At 67.9% G+C, this 14,621-nt stretch carries 13 protein-coding genes and 1 pseudogene; 7 read left to right on the forward strand and 7 right to left on the reverse strand.

What is annotated here, in order from left to right; genetic code table 11:
* Nucleotides 1–31: 31 nt before the first annotated feature.
* A complete protein-coding gene (locus GXW78_RS27980; protein ID WP_246522193.1) occupies nucleotides 32–961 on the reverse strand; it encodes an AroM family protein in 930 nt (309 codons plus the stop codon).
* Between the two features lie 597 nt (nucleotides 962–1,558).
* Here GXW78_RS27980 and GXW78_RS28710 point away from each other — a divergent pair.
* A pseudogene (locus tag GXW78_RS28710) lies at nucleotides 1,559–2,028 on the forward strand (IS701 family transposase); the annotation flags it as partial.
* Between the two features lie 2 nt (nucleotides 2,029–2,030).
* Here the strand turns inward: GXW78_RS28710 and GXW78_RS14230 are convergent.
* Entirely contained in the window at nucleotides 2,031–3,413 is a 1,383-nt protein-coding gene (locus tag GXW78_RS14230; RefSeq protein ID WP_246522195.1) for an LLM class flavin-dependent oxidoreductase, read from the reverse strand.
* A 73-nt stretch (nucleotides 3,414–3,486) separates the two neighbouring features.
* The gene (locus tag GXW78_RS14235; RefSeq protein WP_211869485.1) at nucleotides 3,487–4,440 is read right to left on the reverse strand and encodes an N-carbamoyl-D-amino-acid hydrolase; all 954 of its coding nucleotides are present in this window, start codon (nucleotides 4,438–4,440) and stop codon (nucleotides 3,487–3,489) included.
* A 171-nt stretch (nucleotides 4,441–4,611) separates the two neighbouring features.
* On the opposite strand from GXW78_RS14235, the gene hydA reads away from it, so the two are divergent.
* Genes hydA through GXW78_RS14250 form a run of 3 tightly spaced genes read left to right on the forward strand, consistent with a single transcriptional unit; the run spans nucleotide 4,612 to nucleotide 8,342 of the window.
* A complete protein-coding gene (hydA, locus tag GXW78_RS14240) occupies nucleotides 4,612–6,054 on the forward strand; it encodes a dihydropyrimidinase (RefSeq protein ID WP_211869486.1) in 1,443 nt (480 codons plus the stop codon).
* A 5-nt stretch (nucleotides 6,055–6,059) separates the two neighbouring features.
* Nucleotides 6,060–7,439 carry an aspartate aminotransferase family protein gene (locus GXW78_RS14245; protein WP_211869487.1) on the forward strand — a complete coding sequence of 460 codons (1,380 nt, stop codon included), beginning with the start codon at nucleotides 6,060–6,062 and terminating at the stop codon, nucleotides 7,437–7,439.
* A 12-nt stretch (nucleotides 7,440–7,451) separates the two neighbouring features.
* Nucleotides 7,452–8,342: a MurR/RpiR family transcriptional regulator gene (locus tag GXW78_RS14250; RefSeq protein WP_211869488.1), complete on the forward strand. Its 891-nt coding sequence runs from the start codon at nucleotides 7,452–7,454 to the stop codon at nucleotides 8,340–8,342.
* 94 nt (nucleotides 8,343–8,436) lie between these two features.
* On the opposite strand, the gene GXW78_RS14255 is transcribed toward GXW78_RS14250, so the two are convergent.
* From GXW78_RS14255 to GXW78_RS14270, 4 genes are read right to left on the reverse strand one after another with little or no spacing between them, the layout of a single operon-like run.
* Nucleotides 8,437–9,111 (reverse strand): amino acid ABC transporter permease, encoded by a 675-nt coding sequence (locus GXW78_RS14255; protein ID WP_211869489.1) that lies wholly within the window; start codon nucleotides 9,109–9,111, stop codon nucleotides 8,437–8,439.
* Between the two features lie 2 nt (nucleotides 9,112–9,113).
* Nucleotides 9,114–9,794, reverse strand: coding sequence for an amino acid ABC transporter permease (locus GXW78_RS14260; protein ID WP_211869490.1), 681 nt, complete (start codon nucleotides 9,792–9,794; stop codon nucleotides 9,114–9,116).
* The gene (locus GXW78_RS14265) at nucleotides 9,794–10,534 is read right to left on the reverse strand and encodes an amino acid ABC transporter ATP-binding protein (RefSeq protein ID WP_211869491.1); all 741 of its coding nucleotides are present in this window, start codon (nucleotides 10,532–10,534) and stop codon (nucleotides 9,794–9,796) included. The genes GXW78_RS14260 and GXW78_RS14265 overlap by 1 nt, the downstream gene beginning before the upstream one ends.
* Nucleotides 10,535–11,368, reverse strand: coding sequence for a transporter substrate-binding domain-containing protein (locus GXW78_RS14270; protein ID WP_211869492.1), 834 nt, complete (start codon nucleotides 11,366–11,368; stop codon nucleotides 10,535–10,537).
* A gap of 319 nt (nucleotides 11,369–11,687) precedes the next feature.
* Here GXW78_RS14270 and GXW78_RS14275 point away from each other — a divergent pair, with 319 nt between their 5' ends.
* The 3 genes from GXW78_RS14275 to GXW78_RS14285 all read left to right on the forward strand — a co-directional run bounded on the left by GXW78_RS14275 (nucleotide 11,688) and on the right by GXW78_RS14285 (nucleotide 14,614).
* Nucleotides 11,688–12,353 carry an aspartate/glutamate racemase family protein gene (locus GXW78_RS14275; RefSeq protein ID WP_211869493.1) on the forward strand — a complete coding sequence of 222 codons (666 nt, stop codon included), beginning with the start codon at nucleotides 11,688–11,690 and terminating at the stop codon, nucleotides 12,351–12,353.
* Between the two features lie 32 nt (nucleotides 12,354–12,385).
* Nucleotides 12,386–13,135: an SDR family oxidoreductase gene (locus GXW78_RS14280; RefSeq protein ID WP_211869494.1), complete on the forward strand. Its 750-nt coding sequence runs from the start codon at nucleotides 12,386–12,388 to the stop codon at nucleotides 13,133–13,135.
* A gap of 120 nt (nucleotides 13,136–13,255) precedes the next feature.
* Entirely contained in the window at nucleotides 13,256–14,614 is a 1,359-nt protein-coding gene (locus tag GXW78_RS14285; RefSeq protein WP_211869495.1) for an LLM class flavin-dependent oxidoreductase, read from the forward strand.
* Nucleotides 14,615–14,621: the final 7 nt, after the last annotated feature.

A 14,621-nucleotide genomic window follows, 5' to 3' on the forward strand; every position in this document is an offset into this window, starting at 1 on the left:
TCGGTCCGGTCAGCAGACCGGCCCGTCGGTATCAGGCGTTCCGCACGAGCATCAGGCGCCGCATCAGTTCGACGGCCGAACCGGCGCTCAGCTTGGTCATGACGCGGCCGCGGTGGATCTCCACCGTGCGGTGGCTAATGCCGAGGCGACGTCCGATCTCCTTGTTGCCCTCGCCTTCGAGCATCGCAGTCAGGACCTCGCGCTCGCGCGGGGTGAGCGTCTCGGTCGGTCCGGGCAGGCGTTCGATCAGGGCATGCGGTCCCTCCGCCTCCGGCGCCGGGCGCGTCGCCAGGATCAGAAGCTGGAGGCGCACGGCGCTCGCCACGATCCGCCGGGCGGTGACCACGGGCTTCTGCGTCCGCGCGGCAAGCTGCTGCGCCATCGCCTCGGTATAGCCGACCGAGTGCATGAGGATCAGGTTGGTCGCGGCGAGCCGCTGGGCGGCTTCATCAAGCGTTTCGAGGTCGTCCTCGCGTGCCACGGCCCGCGCGGTTTGGATCAGCGCACCATGCGCGGAGGTGCGGTGCTGTTCGACGAGCGAGTGGATGACGCCGAGACGAGCCTCACCCATGACCAGCGCGCCGATCCAGGCATCGACGGCCTGCTGCGCATGCACCAGCGGCGTGCGCAGGCGATAGGGCTGGAACAGGCTCGTGCTCAGCAGGACGATCAGATCGTGGCCCTCACCGTCGAGCCGATGCAGCAGCGGTTCCAGCCGGCGGCCGAGGAAGCCGGCGCCGACGCGGACACGGCGCCCATCCGCGAGACGCGTGAGGAGGACCGGCTCGCGCTGGCGCGGCGCGCCCTCGGCGATGGCGGTGTCGTCCAGGCCATCCAGCGCGCCATGTTCGCAGGCGTCGATTTCGCCGGCCTCGGCGCCGGTCAGGGCAAGCACCTCCGGCACCATGTCCCCGCGTGGAGACTGGCCGATCGTGACGAAGGCAATGCGGTACCGGTTCATCCTCGATGCGCCGATTGGTACAAAGCCTCAGTATCGACGCAAAGCCCCCGAGGTTCCAAGGCTGCTGCGATAGGAGCGCCTCGGCGGCATAACGACTCGATCGGGTTCGCGCGGATCCGTCCGCGAGCAATGCGATACTGGATCCTTCCCTTCGAGCGGGACACTGGAACTGTTGTCTCCCGCCACGGAGTCTCGAACGGCGGTCAACGCCAGCAACAATCCTCCTTCAGAAACGATTGGTAGCCGTGGGGGCGCCGCATTCGGGCTACCGCAATGCACGTGGAGACCGAGCAAGGCAGCAGGCGCAAGCCTCTGCCTGAGGACGGACGCAACGCCATTCAGAACGTGCGCGCGCTCACGCAGAACCGAAGCCCGTACCGCCAAGCGTTGGTGCCAATCACATCCCCGGGCTTCAGCGCGAAGGGGCGGTTCTTGATATCCACGGCCTCGTCGTTGATCCGAACCGCCCCGACGGCGTGAAGCCTGCCCCCAGACCACCGCTCGCCGCGGCCCACGCCCGCTCGGTATTGAACCCGATCGTGTATGAGTCGCCTTCTAACAGTAGGAGAGGACCCTGCTCCAGCCCATGGCTGCTTTGCCGATGGCCCGCCGCAGCGCATCCGCGACATGGGCGCCCAGCATATGCCGGGTGAGAGACCTGACACATCGGCGAACGACGCTCGGACGGCGAGCTGGAAGTGCTATCTCTCGAACCGGCCCGCCGACACTCCGCTGCGCGCGCTGGCCGCCATTAAGGCGCGCGTTGGGTCTGCGGCCAGGCGCACCAGCAACTGAAGGAAGAACCTGGCCTCGATTACTTCGAGGGACGCTGCTGGACAGGGCTGCATCGCTACGCGCTGATGACAATGCTCGCCTACGCTTTCTTCAGACGCAGAAGCTCATGGCGGCGAAGGTGGGATAAGCGCACGTCCGGACCACCACCTGAGCCCAGCCGCCCTGCCGTCCGCCGAGCCATCCAGCAGCACTTGTTCGACACATCTCACCGCCGATGTCCGCACTCCAGTCGCAGCCTCGACCTCCGTCTCAAGCCCTTTCGGCCAAAGTAGTGCTAGCGGCGCTCCGGAACCCGCATGGACAGTCGGCTATCCGCCGCCGCGGCCCTGCGCACCGCCGGGTGGTCCGGACGCGCCAGCCCGAGGTTCTCGCGCAGCGTCACGCCCTCATAGTCGGTGTGGAACAGGCCGCGGCGCTGCAGTTCCGGGATCAGCTGGTCGAAGACCTCGGTGACCGGCCCGGGGAAGTAGGGCGGCAGGATGTTCCATCCGTCGCAGCCGCGGTTGACGAACCATTCCTCCATCTCGTCAGCGATGGATTGCGGCGTGCCGACGATGACGTGATGGCCCGAGGCCGAGCGTTGGTGGATCAGCTCGCGGATCGTCATGCTGCCGTTCGCCGCCACCTGCTTCGCGAGCGTCGCGTGCTCGCTCTTCACGCTGTTGGTGTCCGCCAGCATCTGCGGCACAGGCCCGTCCAGGTCGTAGCCGGACAGGTCGCCGAACGCCGGTACCAGCGCGGCGAGCCCGAGCTGCGGATGGATCAACGCCTGCATCTGCTCGGCGCGATCGCGCGCCTCCTGCATGGTCCTCCCCATGATCGGCATCATGCCGGGCATCACGAGGACCTTGTCCGGGTCGCGGCCATGCGCCACGACCTGACCCTTGACGCTGGCGTAGAAGGCCTGCGCCGCGGCGCAGGATTTCTGCATGGTGTAGACCATCTCCGCGATGCGCCCCGCCAGGTCCTGCCCGGGCCCGGATGAGCCGGCCTGTACGATCACAGGATAGCCCTGGACCGGCCGCCTGGCGTTGAGCGGGCCGCGCACCTTGAAGTGTTCGCCGCGATGATCCGGGATGTGCAGCTTCGCGGGGTCGAAGTATTGCCCGGTTGCCTTGTCCCGGATAAAGGCGTCGTCCTGCCAGGAATCCCACAGGCCGAGGATAACATCGACTGCCTCCTGTGCGCGGCGATAGCGCGCCGCGTGCTCCATATGCTTGTCGCGGTTGAAGTTCAGCGCCTCCTGCTCGGACCAGGAGGTGACGACATTCCAGCCGGTCCGCCCCTCGGTGATGTGGTCGAGCGAGGCGAAGAGCCGCGCGATGGCGAAGGGTTCGTAGTAGGTGGTGGAGACCGTGGCGATGTAGCCCATGCGCTCGGTCACCGCCGAGAGGGCGGAGAGCAGGGTCATCGGTTCGAACACGTCAATGCGGCTGTCGTAGCTGAGCTGCCGCTCGTCGGCGGCCGAGCTGCGCACCGCCATGCCGTCGGCCCAGAACATGAAGTGGAACCTGGCGCGCTCGGCCTCCTTGGCCAGCGCCTTCCACATGCGGATGTCCATGGCGGCGCCGAGATGCGCCTCGGGCATGCGCCAGCCGCCGCCATGGGCGCCGTTGGCGACCAGGTTGAGCCCGAGCTTCATCATGCGCCTGGACATGGCAGGGGTCACTCCGCGGTGGCGTTCAGCGCGGCGCGTTCCGCCGCCCGGCGGGGACGCGGCCGCGCCCTCGTCATACGCTCACAACCACGCCGCGCTGCGCGGTGATGATTCCATAAGTCTGGATCTGACGGTTCACCTCGAAATTGAAGGTGGTCCGGCGATTGTGCAGCGACAGGTCGAGGTCGCAATCGGCGACGATCACCTCATCGGCCGTCGTCACCGCCTGCGCCACGATGTCGCCGGTCGGCGCGATGATGCAGCTGCCGCCCATGAACTCCACGCCTTCCTCCATGCCGGCCTTGGCGACGCCCACGACCCAGCAGCAATTCTGGTAGGCGCCTGCCTGCATCACGAGATGATTGTGGAAGGACGAAAGATGCGCCGGTTCCTGCACCTGCGCATTGCCGACCATGGTGCGCTTCACCGTGCCGGTGTTGTAGCCGAGCATGATCAGCTCCGCCCCCTGCAGGCTCATCGCGCGATAGGTTTCCGGCCAGCGGCGGTCGTTGCAGATCGCCATGCCCATCACGCCGTCGAAGGCGCGGAACACCGGGAAGCCAAGGTTGCCGACCTCGTAGTAGCGCTTCTCGAAATTGCCCGCGCATCCGGTCGGGTCGGCGTCCTTGCGGCCAGGGAGATGGACCTTGCGGTACTTGCCGATGATCGACCCGTCGGCGCCGACCAGGATCGAGGTGTTGAACCGCTTCTTGCGGCCTTCCTCCTGCGTCAGCTCACCATAGCCGAGGTAGAAGCCGATGCCGAGGCGCTTCGCCTCGTCGAACAGTGGCTGCACGTCGGGGTTCGGCATGCTGGTTTCGCAGAAGGCGTCGGCGTCATCGACGTCGTCGAAGACCCAGCGGGGGAAGAAGGTGGTCAGCGCCATCTCGGGGTAGACGACGAGCTGGGCGCCGAAGCTGTGCGCCTTGTGCAGCATGGCGAGCAGCCGCTCGACGACGGCGGCGCGGCTTTCCTCGCGGGCGATGGGGCCAAGCTGCGCGGCGGCGACACGGACGAGACGCGGCATCGGGATCATCCCTTCGGGTTCGGACATCGGGGTGCCCGACATGTCAGCCTGCCGCAGCGCAGCATGCAAGCAGGAAAAATTGCGCGATGACGAATCACCTGCCATTGTTTCTGCACGCATGGCGTCCCCGCAGGCGCCTTTGCCTCCCTTGATCGGACAGGTTCGAACGCGATGCAGGAACTTCAGACCGTCATCCGCGGCGGCACGGTGGTGACCGCTGCCGACACCATGGTCTGCGACATCGGAATCAGCGGCGGCGTCATCACCGCCCTCGGCAAGGACCTGCCGCGCGCGGCGAAGGAGATCGACGCGGCGGGGCTGCTCGTCCTGCCGGGCGGCATCGACAGCCATTGCCATATCGAGCAGTACAAGAAGGGCTCGCGCATCGTGCCTGCCGACACGTTCGAATCGGGCACCACCTCGGCGGCCTTCGGCGGCACCACCTCGGTGATCTGCTTCGCCCCGCACTACAAGGGCTCGGCGCTGACGCCGAGCGTCGAGGAGTATCATCGCCTCGCGACGAAGTCGGTGGTGGATTACAGCTTCCACCTGATCGTGACCGACCCGACGCCGGCGGTGCTGGCCGAATTGCCGCCGCTGATCGCGGCCGGCCATCGCTCGATCAAGGTGTTCATGACCTATGAGGCGAGCCGCCTGGACGATGCGCAGGTCATCGCCGTGCTGGCGACGGCACGGGAGAACCAGGCCTTCGTCACGGTGCATGCCGAGAACGACGCCGCCATCGCCTGGATGACCAGGCGGCTGGAGGCGGCCGGCAAGATCACCGCGCCCTACCACGCCATCAGCAAGCCGCCGCTGGTCGAGCGCGAGGCGACGCACCGCATCATCATGATGTCGGAGCTGCTGGACCAGCCGCTGCAGGTCTTCCACGTCACCTGCGCCGAGGCGGTCGAGGAGATCCGTCGCGGCCAGGCACGCGGCCTCAAGGTCTTCGCGGAGACCTGCCCGCAATACCTGACCTTGACGGCCGCGGCGCTGGACAAGCCGGGCTTCGAGGGTGCGAAGGCGATCTGCAGCCCCGCGCTGCGCGAGCAGGCCGATATCGACGCGCTGTGGCAGGCGATCCGCGACGGGGTGATCGGCGTCGTCTCCTCGGATCACGCGCCGACGAATTACGGCGGGTCGGCCGGCAAGCAGGCCTTCGGCACGGATGCCTCCTTCTCCAAGGTGCCGAACGGGGTGCCGGGGCTCGAGACGCGGCTGCCGCTGCTGTTCAGCGAGGGCGTGGTGAAGGGCCGCATCGACCTGCAGCAATTCGCCGCCATCACCGCGACGAACCCGGCGAAGTTGTTCGGACTCTACCCGCGCAAGGGGTCGATCGCGATCGGCATGGATGCCGATATCGCGATCTGGGACCCCAAGGCGACGCGCCGCATCGCCAATGCCGAGCTGCACCACGCGGTGGACTACACGCCCTATGAGGGCATGGAGGTCACGGGCTGGCCGGTCGCGGCGCTGGTGCGCGGCACTGCGGTGGTGCAGGACGGCAAGCGTGGTGTCGACCCGGGCTTCGGCCAGTTCCTGCCACGCGATCCCTACCCGCTGATGCAGCCGCGCGGCGTCTTTCCCACGAGCTTCAACCCCTTCGCGTGATCGCCATGGATACCACGACCAACTCGCCGATCGTCACGGCCTACCTGGCGCGCACGCCGTCCTCGGCGGATGCCTATCGCCGCGCCCGCGCGGTGTTCCCCGCCGGGGTCACGCATGACAGCCGCTACCAGCTGCCGCATCCGCTGTCGGTCACCCATGCCGCCGGCGCGCGCAAATGGGACAGCGACGGCAATGAGTATGTCGACTATGTCGGCGGCCATGGTGCGCTGATCCTCGGCCATGCGCCGCCAGAGGTGATGGCCCGCGTCGCGGAACAGGCGATGCGCGGCACGCATTACGGGGCGAATCACGACCTCGAACTGCGCTGGGGCGAGCTGGTGCAGGCCATGGTGCCCTGCGCCGAGCTGGTGCGCTTCACCAATTCCGGGACGGAGGCGACGCTGATGGCGATGCGCCTGGCCCGGGCCGCGACCGGCCGGTCGCGCATCCTGCGCCTGCGCGGCCACTTCCATGGCTGGCACGACCATGTCGCCTTCGGCGTGACGCATCACTTCGACGGCTCCGCGAGTGCGGGCGTGCTGCCTGCCCTTGCCGAGCAGGCCGTGCTGGTCGATCCGAATGACGAGGCCGGGCTGATCGCCGCGCTCGACGCGCATGAGGGCGAGATCGCCGCGGCGTTCCTCGAGCCGACCGGCTCGACCTATGGGCAGGTCCCGCTGCGTCCCGACTTCGTGCAGCGGATGCGCGAGGAGACCGCGAAGCGCGGCATCCTGCTCATCTTCGACGAGGTGGTGACGGGGTTCCGCGTGTCACGCGGCGGCGCGCAGCAGGCGCTCGGCATCACGCCCGACCTTGCGACGCTGGCGAAGATCCTCGCCGGCGGGCTGCCGGGCGGGGCGGTCGTCGGGCGCCGCGACGTGCTGGAACTGCTCGACCCCGAACGCGCAGCGCAGCGCGGCGTCGAGAAGATCGGCCACCAGGGCACCTTCAACGCCAATCCGCTCTCGGCCGCGGCGGGGGTCGCGACGCTCGAGATCCTGCGTGACACGGATGTGCTGGACCGCACGCATGCCTATGCCGCGGCCTTCATCGCCGCGGCCAATGACATGTTCTGCGAACTGGGACTGCCCTGGGTCGCTTATGGCGCCTATGGCGCCTTCCACATCTTCATCAATCCGAATGGCCTTCCCGTCGATCCACGCAGCTTCGATGCGGCGTCGCTCGGCTATGCCGACCTCAAGCTGCCGCGCGGCAATCGCGTGGCCGGGAAGCTTCGGCTGGCGACGCGGCTGTTCGGCGTGGACCTCTCTCCCTGGCCCGGCGGGCTTGCGTCGGGCACGCATGGGGAGGCCGAGCTGGCGCAGACGCTTGATGCCCTGCGCGGCGCAATCCGCCTATTGCGGGAGGAAGGCGAGATCGCCTGACGGGCAGCGCCGATGCATCGCCTCTCGCCAGATCTGGAACGCCGCATCGCCGCCGCCGCCGAGCGCCTCGGCGAGCGCGGCCGTGCCGTCGCCGCACTGATCCTCGAACAGCCGGCCGAGGTCGCATTGCTGACCGCGACCAAGGTTGCCGAACGGCTCGGGATCAGTGAGTCGACGGTGGTGCGCTTCGCCCAGGCGGTCGGCTTCGCGGGCTATCCCGCACTGCGCAAGGAAGTCCAGGACCAGGTTCGGCAATATCTGAGCCAGCTCGGCCGCGTGGCGGGCACGCCGACGCCGCGCAAGCGCGGGCACGCGGCGCGGGAATCGCTGCGCCACGACAGCGAGACGCTGCGCCTTCTGGCCGAGACGCTGCCGACCACGGACATCGAAGGCGCGGTCGGCCTGATCACCGGCGCACGGCGGGTCTATGTCATCGGCGTGCGTAGCGTGTTCGGGCTGGCGGACATGCTTGCCTTCCACCTGCGGCACCTGGTCAATCAGCCGATCCTGCTCGACCCCGCGCGCGGAACGCGCCTCGATCAGATGATCGGCATCGGGCCGAAGGACGCCATCATCGCGCTGAGCTTCCCGCGCTATTCGCGCATGGTCGAAGGGGCGTTGCGCATCGCGCGCCAACACGGGGCGCGGTCGCTGGTGATCACCGATGGGCCGCTCTCGCCGCTTGCGCCGCTCGCCGACATCCTGTTCACGACCGGCACGCGCAGCGCCTTCTTCGGGAATTCGCTGACGGGTGCGATGGCGCTGGTCAATGCGCTGCTGTCGGAACTCATGGTCGTCGAACGGCAGCGCACGGTGCGGTCCTTCCGCGAGCGGGATGCCTTCGCCGCCGCCATACGCCATATCCCGATCGATGGTGACGAGGACGACCTGCAACCGGGTTGACGCGGCGATCCCGCATCGGGTGGGTCGCGCGAAGTCCGGCGTCAGTTGGGGCAGATCCCGATCAGGCGAGATCACCTGATCGGGTGAAGATGCTTTAGCGACGCGCCACCAGGACCTTGTTCTCGAGCCGGGAGATCAGCCGCACCACCGGCCAGAGCATGATGAAATAGGCGATCGCCGCGGCAACGATAGGTGAGGCGTTGTAGGTCGCGTTCTGCGCCTGGCGGGCCTGGAACAGCAATTCGGGCATCGCGACGACGCTGGCGATGGAGGTGAGCTTCACCACCTCCAGCGTGTTGCTCACCAGGTCGGGCAGCACGTTCCGCACCGCCTGCGGCAATACGACAAGGCCCATCGTCTTTGTCGCGGTCAGGCCGGTCGATCGCGCGGCCTCGACCTGGCCGCGCGGGACGCTTTCGATGCCGGCGCGCAGGATCTCGCCATAGTAGGCGCTGGTGTTGAGCAGGAAGCCGATCACCACCGCACCCCAGGCCCCCGTGTCGAGGCCGGCGAAGGGCAGGCCGGCATAGATGAACACCAGCAGGACCAGCGGCGGAACGCCGCGGAAAAAGTCTGTCCAGAGCGCGAAGCTGCGCCGCACGGTCTTGTTGGGTGAGGAGGTGAGGAGGCCAAGCAGAACGCCGCCCACCGCCCCCACCGGCACAACCGTCACCGCCAGCAGCAGCGTCTGCAGCAGGCCGCTCCAGAGGATCGGCGAGGCGCGGCGGATGATGTCGAGATTGAAGAAGGCGTCGACGAAGTCCTCCATCGTCAGCGCCTCCAGGCGAAACGTGCTTCGATCCAGCGGCCCAGGCCGATCATCGGAACGAAGAGGATGAGGTAGGCGATCGCGCCCAGGGTGAGCGGCGAGGGATTCGACGAGAAGGCCATCGCGCTCTGCGCCGATCCCAGGATCTCGCTGACGCCGACGACGGAGCCCAGTGCAGTGCCCTTGGTGATCGAGATGGCCCGGTTGGTCAGGGGCGGGATGGTCATGCGGATCGCCTGGGGCAGCACGACAAGGCGCAGCGTGCCGAGATAGCCGAGCCCGGTCGATCGCGCGGCCTCCCATTGCCCCTTCTGCACGGCGGTGATGCCGGCCCAGAAGATCTCCTCGGAGAAGGACATCAGCACCAGCGTCAGCGACAGCCAGGTGGCGGTGAAGCCCGACATGCTGATCCCCGCCGTCGGCAGGCCGAAGAACAGCAGCATGATGATGACGAGCGACGGCAAGGCGCGAAACAGATCGACGGTGAAGATGATCAGCCAGTTGAGCGGGCGCACCCCGAAGCTGCGCAGCACGGCGAGGCTGAGGCCCGCTGCCAGGCCGGAGATGACGACGAGTACCGCCAGCACAACCGTCAGCAGGAAGCCCGCCGCGATGTCCGGCAGGTACTCGACCATGACGCGGAGGTTGAAGAAGGAGAAGATGAACCCGTCCAGACCGTCCATCAGTGCCGCTCGATCTGACGGATGAAGGCCTGGGTGCGCTCGTGCCGCGGGTTCCCGAAGATGCTGGCGGGCGGGCCTTCCTCGAGCTTCTCGCCATCGGCCATGAAGACCACGCGGTCGGCCGCGGCGCGGGCGAAGGCCATCTCGTGGCTGACGACGACCATGGTCATGCCGCTCTCACGCAGGTCACGCATCACCTGCAGGACACTGCCGACGAGCTCGGGGTCGAGCGCGCTGGTCGGCTCGTCGAACAACACGACGCGCGGCTCCATCGCGATGGCGCGGGCGATGGCGACGCGCTGCTGCTGGCCGCCCGAAAGTTGCCCCGGCATATGGCTGACGCGGTCGGCGAGACCCACGCGTTCGAGGGCGGCGAGCGCCCGCGCCTCCGCCGCGTCGCGCGGCAGCCCGAGGACGTGACGCAACGCAAGCGTGACATTGCCGAGCGCGCTCATGTGCGGATAGAGGTTGAAGGACTGGAACACCATCCCGATGCGGCGCCGCACGGCGTTGATGTCGACCTTCTTCTCCAGGATCTCGGTGCCATCCATGCGGATCGATCCGCTGTCGGGTTCCTCCAGCCGGTTGAGGCAGCGCAGCAGCGTGCTCTTGCCGGAACCGGAGGGGCCGATGACGAAGACGAGCTCCTTCTCCGCCACTTCCAGATCGATCCCTTTGAGGACCGACAGCTCGCCGAAGCTCTTCCAGATCGCCCGCGCGCTGATGATCGAGTCAGCCATCTAGGAGCAGCTGGCCGGATGCTCGGTCGCGTCATGGCCCGGGCGGCCCGGCGGGCCGTAGCCGGGAAGCGGCGTGCGTTCCAGCGAATCGGCCGGAGACGCGTCGCCGAACCACTTCTCGGCAAGCCGCGCGATCGTGCCGTCGCGCCTCATGCATTCCAGCACGCCTTCGACCTGGTTGCGCAGGGCGGTGTTGCCGAGGCGGAGCGGGAAGGCCCATTCGATGCGCGTATCCTCGAGCACGAGGTCGGGCACGAGCTGGCGGATCTGCGTCGCCGCGTAGCGGACCACGGTATTGCCGGCGAGGTTCGCATAGGCGCGGCCCGTCAGCACCGCCTGGACGGCATCGGGCTGGCTGTCATAGGTCTGGATGGTGAAGCCGTAGCGCTCGGCATTCTCGCGCGCCCAGGATTCATAGGCGGACCCCTTGTTCACCGCGACGGCCTTGCCGCGGAGCTGGTCGAGCGAGGTGAGCGGCGCGCTGCCGCGACGGATCGCGAACTGATAGGCACTGACGAAGTAGCCCTCGGTGAAGAGCAGGTTCTCCGCGCGCTGCCGCGTGATCGAGACGGGCGCGCCGAGAAAGTCGTAGCGCCCCGCGTTTAGCGCCGGGATCAGCCCGGAGAAGGCAACCGCATCAATGGCAACGGGCCGGCCGAGGCGCTTCGCGATCTCGTTGATCAGGTCGATGTTGAAGCCCTGTACGCCGCCTTCGAGGCGCGGAAAGGCGTGAGGTGCGAAGGTGCCGTCCACGCCGACGCGGAGCGGTTCCTGTGCGACGCTCGCACCGAGCGGCGCGGCGGCCAGGAAGAGGGCAAGTACAAGGCGACGCATGGGAGCTCTCCTGTCTGGGCCGGTGCGCCGCAGCGGCCCCGGCAGGAGCTGCGGCGTGCGCGGCCGGACGATCCGCTGAACGGTCCGGAGCACGTGAACAGCAAGTCACATGCCACGCGCCGGCGAAGCCGGATCCTTGCCGTGGGCGGGTGGGTATGCCGCCGGCTTACGCAGGAGATTTTGCGCGAGCCCATTTTGTGAGCAGAAAATCTTGCATGATCGCGGCCCGGCCCTGTGCTAGGCCGTAGCAAGGAATTTGCGTGGCGTGGCGTCGCGTGGCGCCGACATCCATACGCCGCGCACAGGCACGGGAGAGCCCATGACCCACCGCATCCTCGTGGTGAACCCCAATTCGAGCCAGCACATCACCGACGCGCTGCACCGATCGGTTGCCGTGCAGCAGGATGGCGGCATCGCGGTTGATTGTGCGACCCTCGCTGAAGGGCCGCCCGGCATCTCCTCCCATACGCACAAGGCCGAGGTCGTGCCGCCGCTGCAGGCGCTGATTCGGCGGGAGGAGCCGCACACTGCCGCCTTCGTCATCGCCTGCTTCGGCGATCCCGGGCTGCAGGCAAGCCGCGAGATCACCGCCCGGCCCGTCTTCGGCATGGGTGAATGTTCCTTCTACACCGCCATGGCGCTCGCGGATCAGTTCGGCGTCATCTCCACCACGGACGGTTCCCGCCCGCGCCTCGCGCGCTATGTGCGGGAACTTGGCCTGGCGCAGCGCTTCGCCGGCAGCGTCGCGGTCAACATCCCGGTGGTGGAACTCGCCAACGATCCCGACGCGACGCTCGATCGCCTCGCGCGTTGCGGCGAGAAGCTCAAGGAGATGGGATCGCAGGTCCTGATCACCGGCTGCGCCGGCATGGCGGCCTATCGCGAAGCGCTCAGCGAGCGTCTTGGCATTCCGGTGGTCGAGCCGGCCCTCGCCGCGGTCGGCATGGCGGCGGGCGTGCTGCGCAGCCGGGCGTCTGCGGTTTGACAGCGCCCCTCACAATTCGAAGGAACGGGTGAATGGATCTGCAACTGACGGGGCACGTGGCCCTGGTGACCGGTGCCTCGGTCGGGCTCGGGCGGGCAATCGCGCAGGAACTGGCGGCGGAAGGCTGCCGGCTCGGTGTGCTCGCCCGGCGCGGCGAGCTGCTCGAACAGCTTGCCGCCGAACTGCCCGCCGGCGCCGATACCCTCATCATCGTCGAGGACATCACCGCCCCGGGCGCGGCGGAACGCATACACCGGCAGATGATGGACCGCTTCGGGCGCTGCGATATCCTCATCAACAATGCGGGCGGAAGCCGTCCGCAGGTCGATCTCGGCAGCGACGAGGCCTGGCAAGAAGCGATGCTGCTGAACTTCGAGGCCGGCCGCCGCATCGCCCATGCCTTCATCCCGACCATGCGGGAGCAGCGCCATGGCCGCATCATCTGCCTGACCGGTCAGGACGAACCGCGCGAGGTGAACGCCGCTAACGCGCCCAATGGCGCCGTGCACATCTGGGCCAAGGCGATGTCGCGCCACCTTGCTGGCGAAGGCATCACCATCAACTGCCTTCCACCAGGGCGCATTCATTCGGAGCAGGTGGATCGGCGCATCATGGCGAGCGAGGCGACCCAGCGCGCCGCCATCCAGGACATTCCCGTGGGTTTCGTGGGCGAACCGCGGGACCTGTCCTGCCTCGCCGCGTTCCTCTGTTCACCGCGGGCGCGCTACATCACGGGCCAGGTGATCCATGTGGATGGCGGCACGCGACGCTTCAGCCATTGAACCGCATCCGCTGAGAGTCGGGCGCGAAGGCGGACCGCGCCCGGCACTCGGCCGCCTCGAGCGAATGGCGGGGCGGTATGGTCCTTGCTTCGGTTCATCGGGCGCGGCAGGAGCACACCGATGACGGAACAGCGGCAACTCAAGCTCGGCGTCTCGATCCGCGCCCTCGGATACCACGCCGGCGGCTGGCGGCATCCTGGCGTGCCGGCCGATGGTGCGATGGATTTCGCGCATTTCCTGAATGTCGCGCGCATCGCGGAGGCGGCGAAGCTCGACATGCTGTTCCTCGCCGATGGGCTCGGCATCCGACAGAAGGATCAGCCTGCCGGATCGCTCTGCCGGTCGAACCAGAATGCGGAGCTCGAGCCCATCACGCTGCTCTCGGCGCTCGCGGCGCTGACGAGCCGCATCGGCCTCGTGGCCACGGCCTCCACCACCTACAACGAGCCCTATCACCTCGCGCGGAAGTTCGGCTCGCTCGACCACATCAGCAAGGGGCGCGCGGGCTGGAACCTCGTTACCTCCTGGTCGGACGCGGAAGCCTTCAACTTCGGCCGCGACCACCAGATGGCCTATGACGACCGCTATGAGCGCGCGATGGAGTTCGCCGAGGTCGCGACCGGCCTGTGGGATTCCTGGGAGGCCGACGCCTTCCGGCACGACAAGGCTTCGGGCGTCTTCTACGATCCCGATAAGCTCCACACGCTCGACCACCGCGGCAAGCATTTCGCGGTGCGCGGCCCGCTCAGCGTCGCGCGCACGCCGCAGGGCCGCCCCGTCATCGTGCAGGCCGGCGCGTCGGAACAGGGGCGCGACATCGCGGCGCGCTTCGCCGACGTGGTCTTCTCGGCGGAACAGAACCTCGCCTCGGCGCGGGACTACTATGCATCGGTGAAGGGGCGCCTGCCTGCGCATGGGCGGCGGGCCGGGGAATTGCTGATCCTGCCAGGGCTGGTGCCGATCGTGGGCGCGACGCGAGCGGAGGCGCAGGCGAAGCACGATGAGCTGCAGGAGCTGATCGATCCCCTCGTGGGCCTCGCCGGCATCTACGGCAATTTCGGCGACCTGTCCGGCTACCCGCTCGACGGACCGGTGCCCGAACCGCAGGACCCGAAGCTGCGCAGCCGCGCCGCGGTGATGTTCCGGCTGGCGCAGGAAAAGGGCTACAGCATCCGGCAACTCTACCAGGCCGTAGCGTCAGGTCGCGGCCACCGCACCGTGATCGGCACACCGGCGGACATCGCCGATACCATGGCCGACTGGGTCGAACAGAAGGCCGCGGACGGGTTCAACATCATTCCCACCCACTTGCCGGTGGGGCTCGAGGATTTCGTCCGCCTGGTCCTGCCGGAACTGCGGCGGCGAGGCCTGTTCCGCGACGACTACGAGGCTACGACCTTCCGCGGCAATCTCGGTCTGCCGGAACCGCGCAACCGCCATGTCGCGGCGCGCGAGGGCGGGGTCCCGCTCTCGGCCTGATACCTGG

The organism is Neoroseomonas terrae (assembly GCF_018129025.1).
GTDB classification, from domain to species: Bacteria; Pseudomonadota; Alphaproteobacteria; order Acetobacterales; family Acetobacteraceae; genus Neoroseomonas; species Neoroseomonas terrae.

What these genes read in the sequence shown, in the direction of transcription:
- GXW78_RS14270 (WP_211869492.1), bottom strand. Translation starts at nt 11,368, where the DNA reads ATGCGTCGCCTTGTACTTGCCCTCTTCCTGGCCGCCGCGCCGCTCGGT.
- GXW78_RS14230 (WP_246522195.1), bottom strand. Translation starts at nt 3,413, where the DNA reads ATGTCCAGGCGCATGATGAAGCTCGGGCTCAACCTGGTCGCCAACGGC.
- GXW78_RS14245 (WP_211869487.1), top strand. Translation starts at nt 6,060, where the DNA reads ATGGATACCACGACCAACTCGCCGATCGTCACGGCCTACCTGGCGCGC.
- GXW78_RS14275 (WP_211869493.1), top strand. Translation starts at nt 11,688, where the DNA reads ATGACCCACCGCATCCTCGTGGTGAACCCCAATTCGAGCCAGCACATC.
- GXW78_RS14260 (WP_211869490.1), bottom strand. Translation starts at nt 9,794, where the DNA reads ATGGACGGTCTGGACGGGTTCATCTTCTCCTTCTTCAACCTCCGCGTC.
- GXW78_RS27980 (WP_246522193.1), bottom strand. Translation starts at nt 961, where the DNA reads ATGAACCGGTACCGCATTGCCTTCGTCACGATCGGCCAGTCTCCACGC.
- hydA (WP_211869486.1), top strand. Translation starts at nt 4,612, where the DNA reads ATGCAGGAACTTCAGACCGTCATCCGCGGCGGCACGGTGGTGACCGCT.
- GXW78_RS14235 (WP_211869485.1), bottom strand. Translation starts at nt 4,440, where the DNA reads ATGCCGCGTCTCGTCCGTGTCGCCGCCGCGCAGCTTGGCCCCATCGCC.
- GXW78_RS14255 (WP_211869489.1), bottom strand. Translation starts at nt 9,111, where the DNA reads ATGGAGGACTTCGTCGACGCCTTCTTCAATCTCGACATCATCCGCCGC.
- GXW78_RS14265 (WP_211869491.1), bottom strand. Translation starts at nt 10,534, where the DNA reads ATGGCTGACTCGATCATCAGCGCGCGGGCGATCTGGAAGAGCTTCGGC.
- GXW78_RS14280 (WP_211869494.1), top strand. Translation starts at nt 12,386, where the DNA reads ATGGATCTGCAACTGACGGGGCACGTGGCCCTGGTGACCGGTGCCTCG.
- GXW78_RS14250 (WP_211869488.1), top strand. Translation starts at nt 7,452, where the DNA reads ATGCATCGCCTCTCGCCAGATCTGGAACGCCGCATCGCCGCCGCCGCC.
- GXW78_RS14285 (WP_211869495.1), top strand. Translation starts at nt 13,256, where the DNA reads ATGACGGAACAGCGGCAACTCAAGCTCGGCGTCTCGATCCGCGCCCTC.